Origin of the sequence: Pseudomonas sp. CF161, assembly GCF_000416215.1 — a bacterium.
Lineage (GTDB): Bacteria > Pseudomonadota > Gammaproteobacteria > Pseudomonadales > Pseudomonadaceae > Aquipseudomonas.
Window position 1 is genome coordinate 1 of the sequence record NZ_ATLP01000040.1, and the last position, 17,242, is coordinate 17,242.

At 63.5% G+C, this 17,242-nt stretch carries 19 protein-coding genes and 1 other RNA gene; 10 read left to right on the forward strand and 10 right to left on the reverse strand.

Translation table 11 applies throughout. The annotated features are described in order from the left end of the window. The 5 genes from CF161_RS07290 to CF161_RS07310 form a co-directional block, all read right to left on the reverse strand. Nucleotides 1-645: FAD-dependent monooxygenase (locus CF161_RS07290; RefSeq protein WP_177326760.1), on the reverse strand; the 645-nt coding region annotated here is incomplete at its 3' end. A gap of 9 nt (nt 646-654) precedes the next feature. Beyond that, nucleotides 655-1,140 carry a DUF4442 domain-containing protein gene (locus CF161_RS07295; RefSeq protein ID WP_020295922.1) on the reverse strand — a complete coding sequence of 162 codons (486 nt, stop codon included), beginning with the start codon at nt 1,138-1,140 and terminating at the stop codon, nt 655-657. Continuing rightward, nucleotides 1,133-2,320 carry a 2-octaprenyl-6-methoxyphenyl hydroxylase gene (gene ubiH / locus CF161_RS07300; protein WP_020295923.1) on the reverse strand — a complete coding sequence of 396 codons (1,188 nt, stop codon included), beginning with the start codon at nt 2,318-2,320 and terminating at the stop codon, nt 1,133-1,135. Before ubiH ends, CF161_RS07295 begins: the two co-directional genes overlap by 8 nt. Then, a complete protein-coding gene (gene pepP, locus CF161_RS07305; protein ID WP_020295924.1) occupies nt 2,317-3,651 on the reverse strand; it encodes a Xaa-Pro aminopeptidase in 1,335 nt (444 codons plus the stop codon). Before pepP ends, ubiH begins: the two co-directional genes overlap by 4 nt. 27 nt (nt 3,652-3,678) lie before the next feature. Further along, nucleotides 3,679-4,236 (reverse strand): YecA family protein, encoded by a 558-nt coding sequence (locus CF161_RS07310; protein WP_020295925.1) that lies wholly within the window; start codon nt 4,234-4,236, stop codon nt 3,679-3,681. A gap of 140 nt (nt 4,237-4,376) precedes the next feature. Here CF161_RS07310 and CF161_RS07315 point away from each other — a divergent pair, with 140 nt between their 5' ends. The 4 genes from CF161_RS07315 to CF161_RS07325 all read left to right on the forward strand — a co-directional run bounded on the left by CF161_RS07315 (nt 4,377) and on the right by CF161_RS07325 (nt 5,842). Then, nucleotides 4,377-4,586: a TIGR02449 family protein gene (locus CF161_RS07315; RefSeq protein WP_007940359.1), complete on the forward strand. Its 210-nt coding sequence runs from the start codon at nt 4,377-4,379 to the stop codon at nt 4,584-4,586. Next, nucleotides 4,583-4,906: a cell division protein ZapA gene (locus tag CF161_RS07320; protein ID WP_020295926.1), complete on the forward strand. Its 324-nt coding sequence runs from the start codon at nt 4,583-4,585 to the stop codon at nt 4,904-4,906. Before CF161_RS07315 ends, CF161_RS07320 begins: the two co-directional genes overlap by 4 nt. Before the next feature lie 23 nt (nt 4,907-4,929). After that, nucleotides 4,930-5,108, forward strand: a non-coding RNA gene (gene ssrS, locus CF161_RS32100) — 6S RNA. Between the two features lie 104 nt (nt 5,109-5,212). After that, nucleotides 5,213-5,842 carry a 5-formyltetrahydrofolate cyclo-ligase gene (locus CF161_RS07325; RefSeq protein WP_020295927.1) on the forward strand — a complete coding sequence of 210 codons (630 nt, stop codon included), beginning with the start codon at nt 5,213-5,215 and terminating at the stop codon, nt 5,840-5,842. Nucleotides 5,843-5,849: 7 nt separating this feature from the next. On the opposite strand, the gene CF161_RS33080 is transcribed toward CF161_RS07325, so the two are convergent. After that, on the reverse strand, nt 5,850-5,996 hold the full coding sequence (locus CF161_RS33080; protein WP_020295928.1) for a hypothetical protein: 147 nt from the start codon (nt 5,994-5,996) through the stop codon (nt 5,850-5,852). Between the two features lie 194 nt (nt 5,997-6,190). Here CF161_RS33080 and CF161_RS07330 point away from each other — a divergent pair, with 194 nt between their 5' ends. From CF161_RS07330 to CF161_RS07345, 4 genes are all read left to right on the forward strand, one after another. Then, a complete protein-coding gene (locus CF161_RS07330) occupies nt 6,191-6,640 on the forward strand; it encodes an EVE domain-containing protein (protein WP_020295929.1) in 450 nt (149 codons plus the stop codon). 195 nt (nt 6,641-6,835) lie between these two features. Further along, the gene (locus CF161_RS07335) at nt 6,836-7,801 is read left to right on the forward strand and encodes an HlyD family secretion protein (protein WP_020295930.1); all 966 of its coding nucleotides are present in this window, start codon (nt 6,836-6,838) and stop codon (nt 7,799-7,801) included. Beyond that, nucleotides 7,798-10,527: a ribosome-associated ATPase/putative transporter RbbA gene (rbbA, locus tag CF161_RS07340; RefSeq protein ID WP_020295931.1), complete on the forward strand. Its 2,730-nt coding sequence runs from the start codon at nt 7,798-7,800 to the stop codon at nt 10,525-10,527. The genes CF161_RS07335 and rbbA overlap by 4 nt, the downstream gene beginning before the upstream one ends. Continuing rightward, the gene (locus tag CF161_RS07345; protein ID WP_020295932.1) at nt 10,527-11,645 is read left to right on the forward strand and encodes an ABC transporter permease; all 1,119 of its coding nucleotides are present in this window, start codon (nt 10,527-10,529) and stop codon (nt 11,643-11,645) included. The genes rbbA and CF161_RS07345 overlap by 1 nt, the downstream gene beginning before the upstream one ends. Nucleotides 11,646-11,776: 131 nt before the next feature. On the opposite strand, the gene CF161_RS07350 is transcribed toward CF161_RS07345, so the two are convergent. Beyond that, nucleotides 11,777-12,184, reverse strand: a complete 408-nt coding sequence (locus CF161_RS07350; protein ID WP_020295933.1) for a flagellar basal body-associated protein FliL — start codon at nt 12,182-12,184, stop codon at nt 11,777-11,779. Between the two features lie 158 nt (nt 12,185-12,342). Between CF161_RS07350 and CF161_RS07355 the strand changes: the two genes are divergently transcribed. Continuing rightward, nucleotides 12,343-13,320 carry an NADPH:quinone oxidoreductase family protein gene (locus tag CF161_RS07355; protein ID WP_020295934.1) on the forward strand — a complete coding sequence of 326 codons (978 nt, stop codon included), beginning with the start codon at nt 12,343-12,345 and terminating at the stop codon, nt 13,318-13,320. A gap of 17 nt (nt 13,321-13,337) precedes the next feature. On the opposite strand, the gene CF161_RS07360 is transcribed toward CF161_RS07355, so the two are convergent. Further along, nucleotides 13,338-13,985 carry a gamma-glutamylcyclotransferase gene (locus CF161_RS07360; protein ID WP_043228834.1) on the reverse strand — a complete coding sequence of 216 codons (648 nt, stop codon included), beginning with the start codon at nt 13,983-13,985 and terminating at the stop codon, nt 13,338-13,340. 305 nt (nt 13,986-14,290) lie between these two features. Between CF161_RS07360 and CF161_RS07365 the strand changes: the two genes are divergently transcribed. After that, nucleotides 14,291-14,770, forward strand: a complete 480-nt coding sequence (locus CF161_RS07365) for a hypothetical protein (protein ID WP_020295936.1) — start codon at nt 14,291-14,293, stop codon at nt 14,768-14,770. Between the two features lie 30 nt (nt 14,771-14,800). On the opposite strand, the gene CF161_RS07370 is transcribed toward CF161_RS07365, so the two are convergent. Both CF161_RS07370 and ubiD read right to left on the reverse strand, forming a co-directional pair. Further along, complete coding sequence (locus CF161_RS07370; RefSeq protein WP_020295937.1) at nt 14,801-15,769, reverse strand: CDP-6-deoxy-delta-3,4-glucoseen reductase; 969 nt, start codon at nt 15,767-15,769, stop codon at nt 14,801-14,803. Then, the gene (ubiD, locus tag CF161_RS07375) at nt 15,769-17,235 is read right to left on the reverse strand and encodes a 4-hydroxy-3-polyprenylbenzoate decarboxylase (RefSeq protein ID WP_020295938.1); all 1,467 of its coding nucleotides are present in this window, start codon (nt 17,233-17,235) and stop codon (nt 15,769-15,771) included. The genes CF161_RS07370 and ubiD overlap by 1 nt, the downstream gene beginning before the upstream one ends. Nucleotides 17,236-17,242: the final 7 nt, after the last annotated feature.

The window sequence follows — 17,242 nt, forward strand, 5'->3', positions numbered from 1 at the left end:
CAGAAACGCCAAGGGGCCGTTGTCGGTGAAACGCTGCCAGGCGGTCAGTTGGTGCGGCTGGCTGCTGCGCACGCTGGTAACGATGGCGTGGTGCAGGTAATCCCACTCGCGGGTGGCGCAACCGGTCAGGCGCCGCACCGCCGAGTTGGCGCCGTCCGCCGCGATCACCAGGGGCGCGCGCAGCACCCGGCCATCGGCCAGGGTCAGCAGCCAGTCATCCCCGGAGCGCCGCATCTGCTCCAGGCGCGCATTGGCCAGCAGGCCCAGGTCGCATTCGTGCAAGCGTTCGAGCAAGGCGTCCTGGACCACGCGGTTCTCGACGATATGCCCCAGCACCTCGGCATGCACACTGGCCGCCGAAAAGTGGATCTGCCCGGTGCCACTGCCATCCCAGACCTGCATCTGCGCGTAGGGGCTGGTGCGGCGTCGGGCAATGCCCTCCCAGACGCCCAGGCGTTGCAGGATCCGCTGGCTGGCCGCCGACAAGGCACTCACCCGCGGCTCGAAGGGCGCTTCGGCAGCGAAGGGTTTGACCGTCAGCGGGCTGCCATCGAGCAGCAGGACTTCCAGCCCACTGTCCTGCAAGGCCAGCGCCAGGGCGCTACCGACCATTCCGGCACCGACAATCAGCAGATCTGCGCGCATTTCCATGCTTTAAGCCTGTCTCGCTTGCGGCTTGAGCCGCACGTAAAGGGTTTTATCGACCCGCGCCACCAAGGTGCCGTCGCCGTCGTGGATATCCACCTGCAACAACGGCAGGTACTTCTCGCCACTGGCGGTGTGCTGACGGATCTGGTCGAGCAGGGCCTGGTCGATCGTGAACCGGGCGAACACCGGGCCTTTGCCCGGGGCGATGAAATCAATGGTGGCGGCCTTGTCCCAGACGATGTACTCGCGGCCGAGGTTTTCCATCAGCATCAACATGTAAAACGGGTCGACCATGGCGTACAGGCTGCCGCCGAACTGGGTGCCGACATAGTTGCGGTTGTACCAGCCCAGGCCCATGGACACCCGGACCTCACGAAAATCCGCGCTGATGTGGCGGACCCGCACCCCGGCCCCGAGATACGGCGGATAGATGCACATGACCCAGCGCAGCAGGCGCGCCTTGCCCAACCGCTGGTTCAGCCACTTAAGCATCCGGGCGCGTACCCAGGCCCATGGCCTGACGGGCAAACCAGCGCTTGGCCGGGGGCAACAGATCCAACCCCAGCAGGCCGATATTGCGCCCCAGGGACACCAGCGGCTGCTGGCTGCCAAACAGGCGGGTGACTTGGTCGGAGAAACCCACGGTCAGGGCCTGATCCTGGCGCTGGCGTTCGCGATAAGCCTGCAAGGTGGCGAAATCCCCTGGCGAACCCTGGCTGGCCAGCAACGCATCGGCCAGGGCCTGGGCATCGCGCAGCGACAGGTTGAAGCCCTGGCCGGCAATCGGATGCAGGCTGTGGGCGGCGTTGCCGAGGACGGCCAGATGCGGACGCACCTGTTCTTCGGCCTCCACCAGCGACAGCGGGTAAAGATGCCGCGCGCCCACTTGCTTGAGGGTGCCCAGGCGGTAACCGAAGACGCCCTGCAGCTCGCTGAGGAAACTGCGGTCATCCAGGCTGGCCAGGCGCTGCGCATCCATCCCCAGACGGGTCCAGACCAGGGCGCAGCGATTTTCCGGCAGGGGCAGCAAGGCCATCGGCCCGTCATCGGTAAAGCGCTCGAAGGCCATGCCGTTATGGGCTTCGCTGGGGGTGATGTTGGCGATCAGCGCGCTCTGGTTGTAAGGGCGATTCTTGACCCCGATCCCCAGTTGCTCGCGCAACCCGGAGCGGCCGCCATCGGCCAATACTGCCAGCTCGCACTCCAGGGTGGTCTCGTCATTCAGGGTCAGGCGGTAGCCGTCCGGCAACGGCTCCATGCGCGTGACTTCAGCCGGGCAGCGCCAATTGATCACGTCCTTGTCCAGGGCCTGCCACAGGCACTGGCCAAGCCAGGCGTTCTCTACCACATAACCGAGGGCCGGAACCCCCTCTTCCATGGCCGACAGGCGCGCGGTGGAAAACCGCCCACGGTCGGAGACATGGATCTGCTTGATCGGCTCGGCGCGACGGGAAATTTCCTGCCACACACCCAGCCGCTGATAAATCTGCCGTGCGCCAAAGGACAGCGCCGAGGAGCGGGCGTCATAGCTGGGCTGGTAACTGTCGCCGGGGGCGAAGGGTTCGATCAGCACGATCTTCCAGCCCCGGGCCTTGGCCCCGGCCTGCAACGCCAACGCCAGGCTGGCGCCGACCAGGCCGCCACCGATGATCGCCAGATTGACCCGGGTCATGCGACCTGGGCCCGTGCGGCAGCCATCAGTGCTTCGATCTCGGCGACCGTCTTCGGCACGCCACCGGTGAGAATCTCACAACCTTGCTTGGTCACTACCACGTCATCCTCGATGCGCACGCCAATGCCGCGCCACTTCTTCGCCACGTTCTGATTGTCCGGGGCAATGTAGATCCCCGGCTCCACCGTCAGCGCCATGCCGACCTCCAGCACCCGCCATTCGCCGCCGACCTTGTACTCGCCGACGTCGTGCACATCCATGCCCAGCCAGTGCCCGGCGCGGTGCATGTAAAACGCCTTGTAGGCTTCGCTGGCGATCAGTTCGTCGACATCGCCTTCAAGCAAACCCAACTGCACCAGGCCCTGGGTGATCACGTGCACCGTGGCCTCATGGGCCTGGTTCCAGTGCTTGTTCGGTGCGATCTCGGCAAACGCCGCTTCCTGGGCAGCCAGGACCACCTCGTAGATCGCCTTTTGCTCCGGCGAAAACCGACCGTTGACCGGCCAGGTACGGGTGATGTCGCTGGCGTAGCAGTCGATCTCGCAACCGGCATCGATCAGCACCAGGTCACCGTCCTTGAGCAGCGCGTCATTCTGCTGGTAATGCAGGATGCAGCTGTTGCGCCCGGCAGCGACGATCGAACCGTAGGCCGGCATCTTCGCCCCGCCCTTGCGGAACTCGTAGTCCAGCTCGGCTTCCAGGCTGAACTCATACAGGCCGGCACGGCTGGCCTGCATGGCGCGGATATGGGCCTGGGCGGAAATCCGCGCGGCTTCGCGCATGACCTTCACTTCTGCCGCCGATTTATACAGGCGCATGTCGTGCAGCAGATGATCCAGGGCAACGAATTCGTTCGGCGGCTGGGCGCCGAGGTGCGCTTTAGAGCGGATGACGTTGATCCAGTCCATCAGGTGCCGGTCGAATTCCGGGTTACTGCCCATGGCCGAATAGACCCGGTCACGCCCTTCGATCAGGCCCGGCAGGATGTCGTCGATATCGGTGATGGGGAAGGCATCGTCGGCGCCGTAGTCGCGCATCGCGCCCTCCTGGCCAGCCCGCAGGCCATCCCAGAGTTCACGCTCGGCGTTGCGCTCGCGACAGAACAGCACGTACTCGCCATGCTCGCGGCCCGGCATCAGGACGATGACCGCCTGGGGCTCGGGGAAACCGCTGAGGTATTGGAAGTCGCTGTCCTGGCGGTACACGTGCTCGACATCGCGGTTGCGGATCGCCACGGCGGCGGCCGGCAGAATCGCGATGCTGTTGGGTTCCATCTGCGCCATGAGCGCCTTGCGGCGGCGGGTGTATTCCGATTTCGGGATATGAATCATGGGCAGACGGACTTCCCTATCAAGCAGTTAGTGCAAAGACGGCTTGGCAGCCGGTTCAACTTTCTTGTTGGTCTCGGTGAACAACAGCAAGGGGGCGACCCGCAGGTACTCCATCACTTCCATATAGTCGCTTTCGCCGTCATCGGATTCTTCCAGGGCATCTTGCACCTGGGCGATCGCGGCAAGGTCTTGCAACACTTCGGTGGCTTCGGTGCTCAGGGCGCTGCTGTCGCGGGAGTTCAAGCCAAAACCGCTAAGGAAGCCCTGGCACCACTGGCCCAGTGCCGCGGCACGTTCGGTCAGGGGCGCATCGTCGCTGGGCAACAGCAAGACCACGGTCATGTCGTCGCTGGTCAGCTCGCCCTTGACCATTTCCTGCAGGCCGATCAAGGCGTTGCGCACGTTGTCTTGTGGTTCGCCTTCGAGCAGTTCGGCGGCGTCGATCAACCAGCCGTCGACCTCAAAACCGGCGCCGGCGCAACTGCGACCGAGCAACAGGCCGTGCAATTCGGCGGGCGAGACAGGGTGACCGCTGCTGGTGAGCAGGGTGGCGAAGGCGTTGTACGGAGAATTCTGAATGGGCATGGGCAGCTAGGCGCCAAGCGGCGCAATGTCTAGAATGGAGGCCTTGTATCGTAGCATCGGCGGACGCGCCAAGACCATCAAGGCCGTCAACTCGTTTGCCCAGCCTGTTGCCACTCATCAGACAAATCCAGTGGGATCCAATGGAAGACACCGACCTGCAAGCGCTGATGGCCAGACTCGAATTGCTAATTACCAGGGTCGAGCAACTAAAGAGTCAAAACGCACTCTTATTAGCTCAGGAAAAGACCTGGCGCGAGGAACGCGCGCACCTCATTGAAAAAAATGAAATCGCCCGGCGTAAGGTCGAATCGATGATTTCGCGCCTCAAGGCCCTGGAGCAAGACTCATGAGTTCAAGCAATAGCGTAACCGTGCAGATCCTCGACAAAGAGTATTCGATCATCTGCCCCCAGGAAGAGCGCAGCAACCTGGTGAGCGCCGCCCGTTACCTGGACGGCAAGATGCGCGAGATTCGCAGCAGCGGCAAAGTCATAGGCGCCGATCGCATTGCTGTCATGGCCGCCCTCAACATTACCCACGATTTGCTGCACAAGCAGGAGCGCCCCGACATACAGGCCAGCGGTTCGACCCGCGAGCAAGTACGCGACCTGCTGGAACGCGTCGATCTGGTCCTGGCGACCGATCCGGAACAACCCAAAGCTGATTCCTGAAGGCGGTTGCGGTATACTCCCGCCACTCCCTGGGGTGCTTGCCAGTTGACGATGTCCCTGAGCCGATTCGCACTACCCTGGAGGTTGCACGTTGGGCTGGTGTGCATGTCCGCTAGACGGAAAGCCTTAAAGCCTACTGCATCTTCCACCTTGAACTTTCGGGTTCAAGGGCTAAGTCGACAGCGGTTCATCCGGGGAGCCTGAATTGCAAATCAATGCCAGCCATCGTGCTGGCATTGTTGTTTCTGGCGCCGGCCGTTTAGCGGTAGGCTGGGCCATCTGACCCAGCTCCCACGGCCTTATCCCATGACCGACGCCCCCCTCTCCCGCCCGCAACTTCGTCGCCTGCTGCGTCGCGCGCGGCGTGCACTCAGCCCCAGCGAGCAGCGCCAGGCCGCACGCGGGCTGTACCGGCAGCTGGCGCAACACCCGCTGTTCCGCCGGGCGCGGCATATCTCCCTGTACCTGCCCACCGACGGTGAAATCGACCCGCGCCTGCTGCTGCGCGCCGCCCAGCGCCGGGGCAAGGCCACCTACCTGCCGGTGCTCAGCGCCTGGCCCAGGACCAAAATGGTGTTCCAGCGGGTACGTCCGGGAGAGAAGCTGCGGCCCAATCGTTTCCGGATTCTTGAACCACGAGTGAATGTCGCGCGCCAGCGCAAGGTCTGGGCCCTGGACCTAGTGCTATTGCCGTTGGTCGGTTTCGACGATGTGGGGGGGCGCCTGGGGATGGGCGGCGGCTTCTATGACCGCAGCCTGGCGTACCTGGCCCGGCGCCAGAATTGGCGCAAGCCGACGCTATTGGGCCTGGCCCATGAGTGTCAGAAGGTCGAGCGACTGGATCAGGCGAGCTGGGATGTGCCGTTGCAGGCTACGGTGTCAGACGGGCGGTGGTATTTTGCGGAGCAGGCGCCACTTGAAGGCAGCGGCGCCTGAGACGGGGTCAACGCTTGAAGGGTTGCTGCTGTTGCGCGAGCTCGATCGGGGCATCGGTTTTACTGGCCCACAGGCTCTGCGCATAGCCAGTGGTCACCACGCCCAAACCGAACAAAATAACCAAAATCCATAGTAAATCCGGTTTGCGTTTCATCGATTGCCCCCCTAAGGCCTATCACACACGATGACAGCAACGGCTTGCGTAATAGTCCGTGCAGCAGCGTCAAGCTTAAAATCCCGGCATTCTGCGATAACGTGAACCGACACGCAAATGCTGACGTCAACCGACTGTCGGTTTGTCATAAAATTGCCAGACAACTTGCCCACAGCCCTCGAGGAGCGCAAAAAATGGCCTATTGGCTGATGAAGTCCGAGCCCGAAGAACTCTCGATCAAAGGCCTGGAAACGCTCGGCGAAGCCCGATGGGACGGGGTGCGCAATTACCAGGCACGCAACTTCCTGCGGGCCATGGCGGTGGGCGACTCATTCTTCTTCTATCACTCCAGCTGCCCGGAGCCCGGGATCGCCGGCATCGGGCGGATCATCGAAGCCGCCTACCCGGACCCAACGGCCCTGGACCCGCAAAGTCCCTACTTCGACGCCAAGGCCACGCCGGAAAAAAATGCCTGGAGTGCAATCACCGTTGCCCATGTCGAGACTTTCGCCCAGGTGTTGCGCCTGGACTATTTGAAACAACAGGCCGCCCTCGACGAAATGCCGCTGGTACAAAAAGGCAGCCGCCTCTCGGTGATGCCGGTGACCGCCGAGCAATGGGCCGCGGTACTGGCCCTGCGCTGATCCCCGACACGCCGTGCCACGTACCGCTCGCGGCACGCGCCCACGGGGTTTATCTCGAGAACCCGGCAGTCACTGCGCACAACCATGCATCGTCTGGCCAATAGGGTTAGGCTTACGGCTTTCATTTGACGGGTATCAAGTCGCCTAACGGCGTGTACCGTCAGACTTGGACGCTATAAGCCGCAGGATGCACCTATGTCGACGAACCACCGTTCTTCCCGCCTTTTCGCCATTTCTTTATTGGTTCTGCTGCTCGCTGCCGGCGGCTTCGGTTATTGGAAGTCGCTCAGCGATCGCCTGCCCGAAGGCCTGAGCATGGGCAACGGTCGGCTCGAAGCCACGGAAGTGCAGATCGCCAGCAAGATCCCCGGGCGCCTGGCGGAAGTGCGGGTCAACGAAGGCGACAAAGTCCTGCAAGGCCAACTCCTCGCGCGCATGGACACCCGCACCCTGGAGGCCCAGCGCACCCAGGCGGAAGCGGAAGTGCTGCGGGCGCGGGAGAATTTCGCGGCCGCCGAAGCCAACGTACAACTGCGCCAGAGCGAATTGCTGCTGGCCAACCAGGAATTCAAGCGCTCCCAGGAGCTGTTCAAACGCGGCTTTGCCAGCCAGCAGATCATCGACCAGCAACAGGCCCGCCTCAACACCGGAAACGCGGCCGTGCTGGCCGCCAGGTCCCAGGTCGCGGCGGTCCAGGCTGCCATCGGCGCCGCCCAGGCCCAGGTTGCCCAGCTCACCAGCGAGATCGACGACAGCAGCCTGCGCGCGCCCATCGACGGCATCATCCAGCTGCGCCTGGCCGAGCCGGGCGAAGTCCTGGGTGCCGGTGGCCGGGTCCTGCTGCTGATTGATCCCAATGACCAGTACATGAACCTCTACCTGCCCGCCTCGGTCACCGGTCGCCTGACCGTGGGCTCCGACGCGCGGATCCTGCTCGACGCCCTGCCCAATCAGCCGCTGCCGGCAAAAATCACCTTTGTCGCGGCCAAGTCCCAATTCACCCCGAAAGAAGTCGAGACCCGTGACGAGCGGCAGAAGCTGGTGTTCCGGGTCAAGCTGCGGCTGACCGAGCCGAGTGCCGTGCCCCAGGCCAAGCCGGGCATGCCCGGCGCCGGCTATGTGCGCACCGCGACCGTGGACTGGCCGGCTAACCTGCAATGACCGCCCTGGCGCTGCAAGCCACGGGGATCAACCATCGCTATGGGCAACAACAGGCCCTGATCGACATTGCCTTCAGCCTGCCGGCGGGCACCCGCTGCGGGCTGATCGGCCCGGATGGCGCCGGCAAGTCGAGCCTGCTGGGCCTGATCGCCGGGGTTAAAAAGCTGCAACAGGGCCAGCTCGAAGTGCTGGGCGGCCCCATCGAGCAGCGCCGGCACCGCAACAGCCTGTATCCACGCATCGCCTTTATGCCCCAGGGCCTGGGCGGCAACCTGTACCCCGAACTGTCGATCAGCGAAAACATTCGCTTCTTCGCCACCCTGTTCGGCCTGTCTAAAGCCGAATGCGAGCAGCGCATGCATGGCCTGCTGCTGGCCACCGACCTGCTGCGCTTCGCTGAACGGCCGGCGGGCAAGTTGTCCGGCGGCATGAAGCAGAAACTCGGGCTGTGCTGCGCCCTGATCCACGAGCCGGACCTGCTGATCCTCGATGAGCCAACCACCGGCGTCGACCCCCTGTCCCGCCGGCGCTTCTGGGAATTGGTGGAAGACGTGCGCAGCCAGCGGCCGCAACTGACCCTGCTGGTCGCCACGGCGTATATGGAAGAGGCCGAGCAGTTCGAACACTGCCTGATGCTCGATCGCGGCAAGCTGATCGCCCAGGGCCTGAGCCGCGAGCTGGCGGCGGCAACCCCCAGCGGCAAGCTCGACGAAGCCTTTACCCATTTCCAGGGTGACAGCGGCCATAACAATGAGCCGCTGGTGATCCCGCCGCGCGCCGGCGATAACCACGACATCGCCATCGAAGCCCACGAGCTGACCCTGCGTTTCGGCGATTTCACGGCGGTGAACAACGTCAGCTTCGCCATCGGCCGCGGCGAGATTTTTGGCTTTCTGGGCTCCAATGGCTGTGGCAAGACCACCACCATGAAAGTCCTGACCGGGCTGATGCCGGCCACCGAAGGCAGCGCCAAATTGCTGGGCAACCCGGTCAACGCCAAGGACCTGGCAACCCGCAAGCGCGTGGGTTTCATGTCCCAGAGCTTCTCGCTGTACGGCGAACTCAGCGTGCGCCAGAACCTGGTGCTGCACGCCCGGCTGTTCGACCTGCCGGCCAGTGAAAGCGCGCCGCGTATCGAAGAACTGATCCAGCGTTTCGACCTCGGCGCCATTGCCGAGCAACAGTCCGGCGCCCTGCCCCTGGGCCTGCGCCAACGCCTGTCGCTGGCGGTGGCGGTGCTGCATCGCCCGGAAGTGCTGATCCTCGATGAACCGACCTCGGGCGTCGACCCGGCGGCGCGCGATGACTTCTGGCGCCTGCTGATCGAATTGTCGCGCGAGCAGGGGGTGACGATTTTCCTGTCCACCCACTTCATGAACGAAGCCCAGCGCTGCGACCGCATTTCCCTGATGCACGCCGGCAAGGTGCTGGCCTGCGACACCCCCGCCGCGCTGCAACAGCAGTTCGCCGGCGACACCCTGGAAGCCGCCTTCGTGACCTGCCTGGAGCAGGCCCAGGGCGCCGCCGACGCCGCACCGACGCCAGCCCCTGCGGCACAAACCACTCAGGCCCCGAGCAGCGTACCGCCGAGCAAACCCGGTTTCAGCCTGGCCCGGCTGCTGGCCGTGGCCACCCGCGAGGGCAAGGAATTGCTGCGCGACAAGGTGCGCCTGGGCTTTGCCCTGCTGGGGGCGATTTTCATGATGGTGATCTTCGGCTACGGCATTTCCCTGGACGTGGAGAAGCTCGCTTTCGCCGTCTACGACCAGGACCAGACGCCGCAAAGCCGGGCCTACCTGGAGGCGTTTCGCAGCTCGCGGTACTTTCAGGAACAGCCGCCGATCCGCGATTCGGCCGAACTGCACCGGCGCCTGCAGCGCTCGGAAATCAAGCTGGCACTGGAAATCCCCCCCGGTTTCGGCCGCGACCTGTACGCCGGGCGCCAACCGGCAGTGGCGGCCTGGCTGGATGGCGGCATGCCGTTTCGCGCCGAAACCAGCCGCAATTATGTCGAGGCCGTGCACCAGGCCAACCTGGAGCAACTGGCCGAACAAAGCAGCCCGGCCTACAACCCGCGCCCTGCGGCCCGGCTGGAAACGCGCTTTCGCTACAACCAGGACGTGGTCAGCGTGAATGCCATCGGCCCCGGGGTGATGGCGCTGATCCTGGCGTTTATCCCGGCGATGCTGACGGCGCTGGGGATTGTGCGCGAGAAGGAACTGGGCTCGATCACCAACTTCTACGCCACGCCCCTGACGCGCCTGGAGTTTCTCCTGGGCAAGCAGGCGCCGTACCTGGCGGTCAGCCTGATCAACCTCGGGCTGCTGGTGGCGATGAATCGCTGGCTGTTTGGCGTGCCCTTCAAGGGCAGCGGCCTGACCCTGGCCTTCGGCGGCATGCTTTATGTGCTGGCCACCACCAGCATGGGCCTGCTGATCTCGGCGTTCACCCGGACCCAGATCGCGGCGATCCTCGGCACCATGATCATCACCAGCCTGCCGACGATCCAGTTCTCCGGGCTGATCGTGCCGCGCTCCTCCCTTGAAGGCGCGGCAGCCTTTATGGGGCAGATGTTCCCTGCCGGCTATTTCCTCGATATCGCCGTCGGCACCTTCACCAAAGCCCTGGACCTGCGCCAGCTGTGGCCGCAGTGCCTGGCGCTGTTCGGGTTCTTCCTCGGCTTCACCGGGCTCAGCCTGGCCATGCTGAAAAAGCAGGAGGTCTGATGCACCAGCTCACCCACATCCTGCGCCTGGGCCTCAAGGAACTCACCAGCCTGCGCCACGACAGCGTGCTGCTGTTGTTCCTGCTGTACGCCTTCACGGTGGCGATCTACATGCCTGCGGCCGGCTCGGTCATCGGCGTGCACAACGCCAGCGTGGCCCTGGTGGACGAGGACCACAGCCACCTCTCCCGACAGTTGGCCGAAGCCCTGCAGCCGCCCGAATTCCAGAGCGCGGTGGCGCTGCCCTACGATCAGCTGGACAAGGTCATGGACAGCGGCCAGTACACCTTCGTGATCAACGTGCCGGCCAACTTCCAAAGCGATCTGCTGGCCGGGCGCGAGCCCGCGGTGCAGGTCAACGTCGATGCCACGGCCATGAGCCAGGCGTTCATGGGGGCCGGCTATATAGGACGGATCTTCCAGCGCGAACTGCTGACCTACGGCGACCAGAACGATGCGACCAGCAAGGCGCCGGCGCTGCTGACCACGCGCGCACTGTTCAACACCAACCTCGAAGGGGGCTGGTTCCTGGCGGTGATCCAGATCGTCAACAACATCACCATCCTCGCCATCGTCCTCACCGGCACCGCCCTGCTGCGCGAACGCGAGCACGGCACCCTTGACCACTTGCTGGTGCTGCCGCTGACGGCGCTGGAAATCATGCTGGCAAAAATCTGGAGCAACATGCTGGTGGTGGTGCTCTGCACCTGGATCTCGCTGGAGGTGATCGTCAAGGGTGCCCTGGGGGTGCCGCTGGCGGGCTCGATGACCTTGTTTTTGCTCGTGACCGCGCTGTACCTGTTCGCCAGCACCGCCCTGGGGATTTTCCTCGCGACCCTGGCTCGTTCAACGCCGCAGTTCGGCCTGCTGGCGATTCCGGTGATCATCCCGATGCTGCTGTTATCGGGCGGCAGCACGCCGCTGGACAGCATGCCGCAGTGGCTGCAATGGGTGATGCAGGGCTCGCCGTCGACGCACTTCGTCAGCCTGAGCGCGGCGATCCTGTTTCGCGATGCCGGGGTCAGCGTGGTGTGGCCGGACCTGTTGGCCCTGGCGGGGATCGGCCTGCTGTTCTTCGCCATTGCCCTGGCGCGCTTTCGCAAAAGCCTGGCCTCATAGCCGCCGGGATTTAGCCGACACCGGAAACGACACAGCGCCGGCCCGCCGACTCCCGGCGGGTCATGCCCAGGGGTCGACGTGCAGGCGCTGGAGGCAGGCGCGGCATCTCGTGCGAGATGCCGAACCGCGGCTTACTGGATGATCAGGTTGTTGAACAGCAGGTCTTCCACCACCGGTTTGCCGGTTTCGTCGTTCATCACCTGCTGGGTCTGCTTCAGGGCTTCCTGGCGCAGTTTTTCCTTGGCTTCGACGTTGTTCATGGTCTCGGTGGTCTGCTGGGCGAACAGCGCCACCAGCTGGTTGCGGATCAACGGTTCATTGGCCTTGACCGCCTTGGCCGCTTCATCGCCCGTGACCCGCAGGGCCACGTCGGCCTTGTAGACCTTGAGCTTCTGGGTGCCATCGAGGCCGTAGTTACCCACGAACGGCGGGCTCAGGCTGATGTAGCTGACTTTCGGTGCTTCGCCTTCTTTGGCTTCTTCGGCCATGGCTGCCATGGGCAGAGTCAGGGCCAGCATCAACATGATCCACGCTTTCACAGTTCGCTCCTTATCCGGTTTGCGGCCTAGCATAAAGGCCCCACTGCCTGAGCCCAAGCACAAAGCTTATGGGCGGCTATCAGGACGGGGCATGCTCGTTGACCGCGTTATTCACACACCTACACTTATCGGCCACCACTCCCAAAGGAATAGCCCTGATGAAAGCCGTGCTGTGCAAAGCCTTCGGCCCCGCCGAAACGCTGGTGCTGGAAGACGTCGCGAGTCCTGTGCCGAAGAAGAACGAAGTCCTGCTTGAAGTGCACGCGGCCGGGGTCAACTTCCCGGACACCCTGATCATCGAGGGCAAATACCAGTTCAAGCCGCCTTTCCCGTTTTCGCCGGGCGGTGAGGCGGCCGGGGTGGTCAGCGCGGTAGGGGAGAAAGTCAGCCACCTCAAGGTTGGCGACCGGGTCATGGCCCTGACCGGCTGGGGCAGCTTTGCCGAGCAGGTTGCGGTGCCGGGCTACAACGTGCTGCCAATCCCCCCGAGCATGGACTTCAACACCGCCGCGGCCTTCAGCATGACCTACGGCACCTCGATGCACGCCCTCAAGCAGCGCGGCCACCTGCAACCGGGCGAGACCCTGCTGGTGCTCGGCGCCTCGGGCGGCGTGGGACTGGCGGCCGTGGAAATCGGCAAGGCCATGGGCGCCCGGGTGATTGCCGCCGCCAGCAGCGCGGAGAAACTCGCGGTGGCCAAGGCCGCCGGGGCCGATGAGCTGATCAACTACAGCGAAAGCAACCTCAAGGACGAGATCAAGCGCCTGACCGACGGCAACGGCGCCGACGTGATCTACGACCCGGTAGGCGGCGATCTGTTCGACCAGGCCGTGCGCTCCATTGCCTGGAACGGCCGCCTGCTGGTGGTGGGTTTCGCCAGCGGACGCATCCCCGAGCTACCGGTGAATCTGGCGTTGCTCAAGGGCGCGGCGGTGGTCGGGGTGTTCTGGGGTTCATTCGCCCAGCGCCAGCCCCAGGACAACGCGGCCAACTTCCAGCAGCTGTTCGGCTGGTTCGCCGAGGGCAAGCTCAAGCCGCTGGTGTCCCAGGTCTATCCCCTGGCCCAGGCCGCGCGGGCGATCGACGATCTGGGCCAGCGCAAGGCGGTGGGCAAGGTGGTGGTGCAGGTGCGCTGAGGCGCAGCAAGCCGGGCTTAATGCGCTGCGGATTTGCAGCGCTTGAGCCGCGCTTCCAGGTTGCGATCCGGCATCGCATGGCTGCGCAGGGCGTGCACGGTCTGTTCGACGTAATCGCGCGTGGTGCCGTAGCGCCCGCTGGCGCTCTCAAACACCTGGCTCAGCACATGGTCCGGCAGGTTGCCGGCATAGCTGGGCAGGTGCCGCTCCAACACAAAACCCAGGGCCTGGACCTGACTGCCATCTTCGAGTCGGCAATTGAGCCAGTGCGGGCGATAGGACGGATAAGGCATCTCACGCTGCCACAGCGCAAACAGCGAAGCGTCGAGCTGCTCCTGGGGCAAGCGATAGGCAAAGCCACTGCAAGAGCCGCCACGATCCAGGCCGAAGACCAGCCCGGGCCGTTCCGGCGTGCCGCGATGCTCGTGGGACCACAGGTACAAACCGCGATGGTAGCCGTGCACCCGGCCGCGCATGCGCTCGACGGCAGAGCATTCCGGGCGCCAGATCAGCGACCCGTAGGCAAACAGCCACACCGGGCCGCCCTTGTGGCGAGCCATGGTCGAGTGCATTGAGCTGAGCAATTGTTCGTGAGTCAGCTGCGGCCCCAGATCGAGCCGCGGAGGATAAGCAGGATTCAAACAAGCAGATTCAATGGCGGTCATAACGGATGATGTTCGGCCCCGCAAGTATTACAAGATGCAATCAAGATTAACGCCCTGAAACATATCGCAATAAGAATAAAACGAAAAGTGCTTAAAGACGTATGACTCAATTACCTGGCAACAATGGCCAAACTGGGTGCCGCAGGCCACTTGCATATAGCTTAATACTACTTAGGAAATGTCTTAAATATCAGAATGAAATATGCATAAGCCTAATGTTTGACTAGGATGTGCCCTCATCTCTCTGAAGTACCGCCACTCTTGGCCGTCCCCAGGCATATACCGCACGCCTAAAGAGGCCCCGCATGAAAAAACTTCGACTCAGCGGCCTGCTATTACTGGCCCACGCCGGTGCAGCACTGGCAAGCGGCGACACTCAGGCACCAGATCAGGGTTTCTGGTACCTGCAAACCAGTGTCTTTACCAAGCACTTTTCCCCCGACCCGGATCACAATAACAACCAGGACTTATTGGGCCTGGAACGCAATGAAGCGTCGGGCTGGGTATATGGCGCGGCAACTTTTCGCAACTCGTTCAGCCAGCGCTCCTATTACGCCTACGCTGGCAAACGTTATGAAAGTGCCAACTATCCGCTGTACCTGAAACTCACTGGGGGATTACTGGAAGGCTACCGCGGCAAATACCAGGACAAGATCCCGCTCAACCGCTTCGGCGTCGCGCCGGTGATTATCCCGTCGCTGGGCACTTACTACGGCCCGGTGGCGGCGGAGTTGGTGCTGTTGGGCGCCAACGCCGCGATGATCACCACCGGCGTGCGTTTCTAGACCCGACGCCCTGCGCAGCCTTGGCGTGGCTCAGGGCCGCGGGGCATAGGCGAAGACATCGGCGCGCATCTGGTGCGCATCCATCCCCGCATTGACCAGCGCATCGAGCGTTGCATAAATCATCGCCGGCGAGCCGCTGGCGTAGACGTACACCGCGGACAGGTCGGCAATGTCTTCGCAGACCGCTTCGTGCAGCATGCCGCAGCGCCCTTCCCAGCCGCACAGATCGCTGACGACCTGATGCAGGTAGAGATTGGGCAGTTGCTGCCACTGTTCCCATTCGTCGATGCGGTAGAAGTCCTCAGGCCGGCGTACGCCCCAGTACAGGTGCACCGGATGCTTGAAGCCACGGGCCCGACAATGTTCGATCAGGCTGTGCATCTGCGCCATGCCGGTACCGGCGGCGATCAGCACCAGCGGCCCATCGGGCAACTCGGCCAGGTGGGTATCGCCAAACGGCAGCTCGACCCGCACCACGCGGTTGCGCTGCAGCTGTTCGATCAGGCTCTGGGCGCTGCTTTCGCGCACCAGCACATGCAGTTCGATATCACGCCCGGAATGGGGCGCTGAAGCCAGGGAAAAAGCCGATTTCTCGCCGTTTTCCCGCTCCAGCATCAGGTATTGGCCGGCGTGGTAACGCGGCGGCTTGCCGGCGGGCGCACGCAGGCTCACACGCCAGACATCACCGCCGACTTCCACACACTCACTGACCTGACACGACAGACTGCGCACCGGCAGCTCTCCCAGGGCAAGCACGCCATCCCACAACACAATGCAGTCTTCCAGCGGCTCTGCAATGCAAGTGTAGAACTCGCCATGGTCACGCACATCGCCGGCCTGGCGGACGCTGCCTTCGACCAGCAAGGCACCACACACATGGCAATTGCCATTGCGGCAGCTTTGCGGGCACTCATAGCCCAGGCGTCGCGCCGCATCGAGAATCCGCTCGCCGGGCAGTGTCTCAAGCACGGCTCCGGAGGGCTGCAAGGTTACACGCATCAATCTATTCCTAACTGATTCCAGATGGCATCGATCCGGCGGGTCACCGCCTCATCCTTGACGATCACCCGGCCCCACTCGCGCGTGGTTTCACCGGGCCATTTATGCGTGGCATCGAGCCCCATCTTCGACCCCAGGCCGGAAACCGGCGAGGCAAAATCCAGGTAGTCGATCGGCGTGTTATCGATCATCACCGTGTCGCGCTTGGGGTCCATGCGCGTGGTGATGGCCCAGATCACGTCGTTCCAGTCGCGTGCGTTGATATCGTCGTCAGTGACAATAACGAACTTGGTGTACATGAATTGTCGTAAAAACGACCACACACCCAGCATCACGCGCTTGGCATGGCCGGGGTACTGCTTCTTCATGGTCACCACCGCCATGCGATACGAGCAGCCTTCGGGCGGCAGGTAGAAGTCGGTGATTTCCGGGAACTGCTTCTGCAGGATCGGCACGAACACTTCATTGAGCGCCACGCCAAGAATCGCCGGCTCATCCGGCGGACGGCCGGTGTACGTGCTGTGGTAGATCGGCTTGATGCGATGGGTGATGCGCTCCACGGTGAACACCGGGAAGCTGTCGACCTCGTTGTAATAACCGGTGTGATCGCCGTACGGGCCTTCATCGGCCATCTCGCCCGGGTGAATCACCCCTTCAAGGATGATTTCGGCGGTGGCCGGCACTTGCAGGTCGTTGCCCCGGCACTTCACCAACTCGGTGCGGTTGCCCCGCAGCAGGCCGGCGAAGGCGTACTCGGAAAGGCTGTCCGGCACCGGGGTCACGGCGCCGAGGATGGTCGCAGGGTCCGCGCCCAGGGCCACGGCCACCGGGAATGGCTGCCCCGGGTTCTTCTCGCACCACTCGCGGTAATCCAGCGCGCCGCCACGGTGGCTCAACCAGCGCATGATCACTTTGTTGCGGCCGATCACCTGCTGGCGATAGATGCCCAGGTTCTGCCGGTCCTTGTTCGGGCCTTTGGTCACCGTCAGGCCCCAGGTGATCAGGGGGCCGACATCGCCCGGCCAGCAGGTCTGCACCGGCAGCATCGCCAGGTCGACGTCATCGCCTTCGATGACCACCTCCTGGCACACCGCGTCCTTCACCACCTTGGGCGCCATGGCGATGATCTTGCGGAAGATCGGCAGCTTGGACCAGGCGTCTTTCAGGCCTTTGGGCGGCTCGGGCTCCTTGAGGAAAGCCAGCAGCTTGCCGATTTCCCGCAGCTCGCTGACTGCTTCCGCGCCCATGCCCAGGGCGACGCGCTCAGGGGTGCCGAACAGGTTGCCGAGCACCGGAATGTCATAACCCGTAGGGTTTTCGAACAACAGGGCCGGACCTTTGGCACGCAGGGTGCGATCGCAGACCTCGGTCATTTCCAGCACTGGGGACACCGGAACCTGGATGCGCTTGAGTTCACCGCGCTGTTCCAGGCCGCTGATAAAGTCGCGCAAGTCGCGATACTGCATGCGTGAG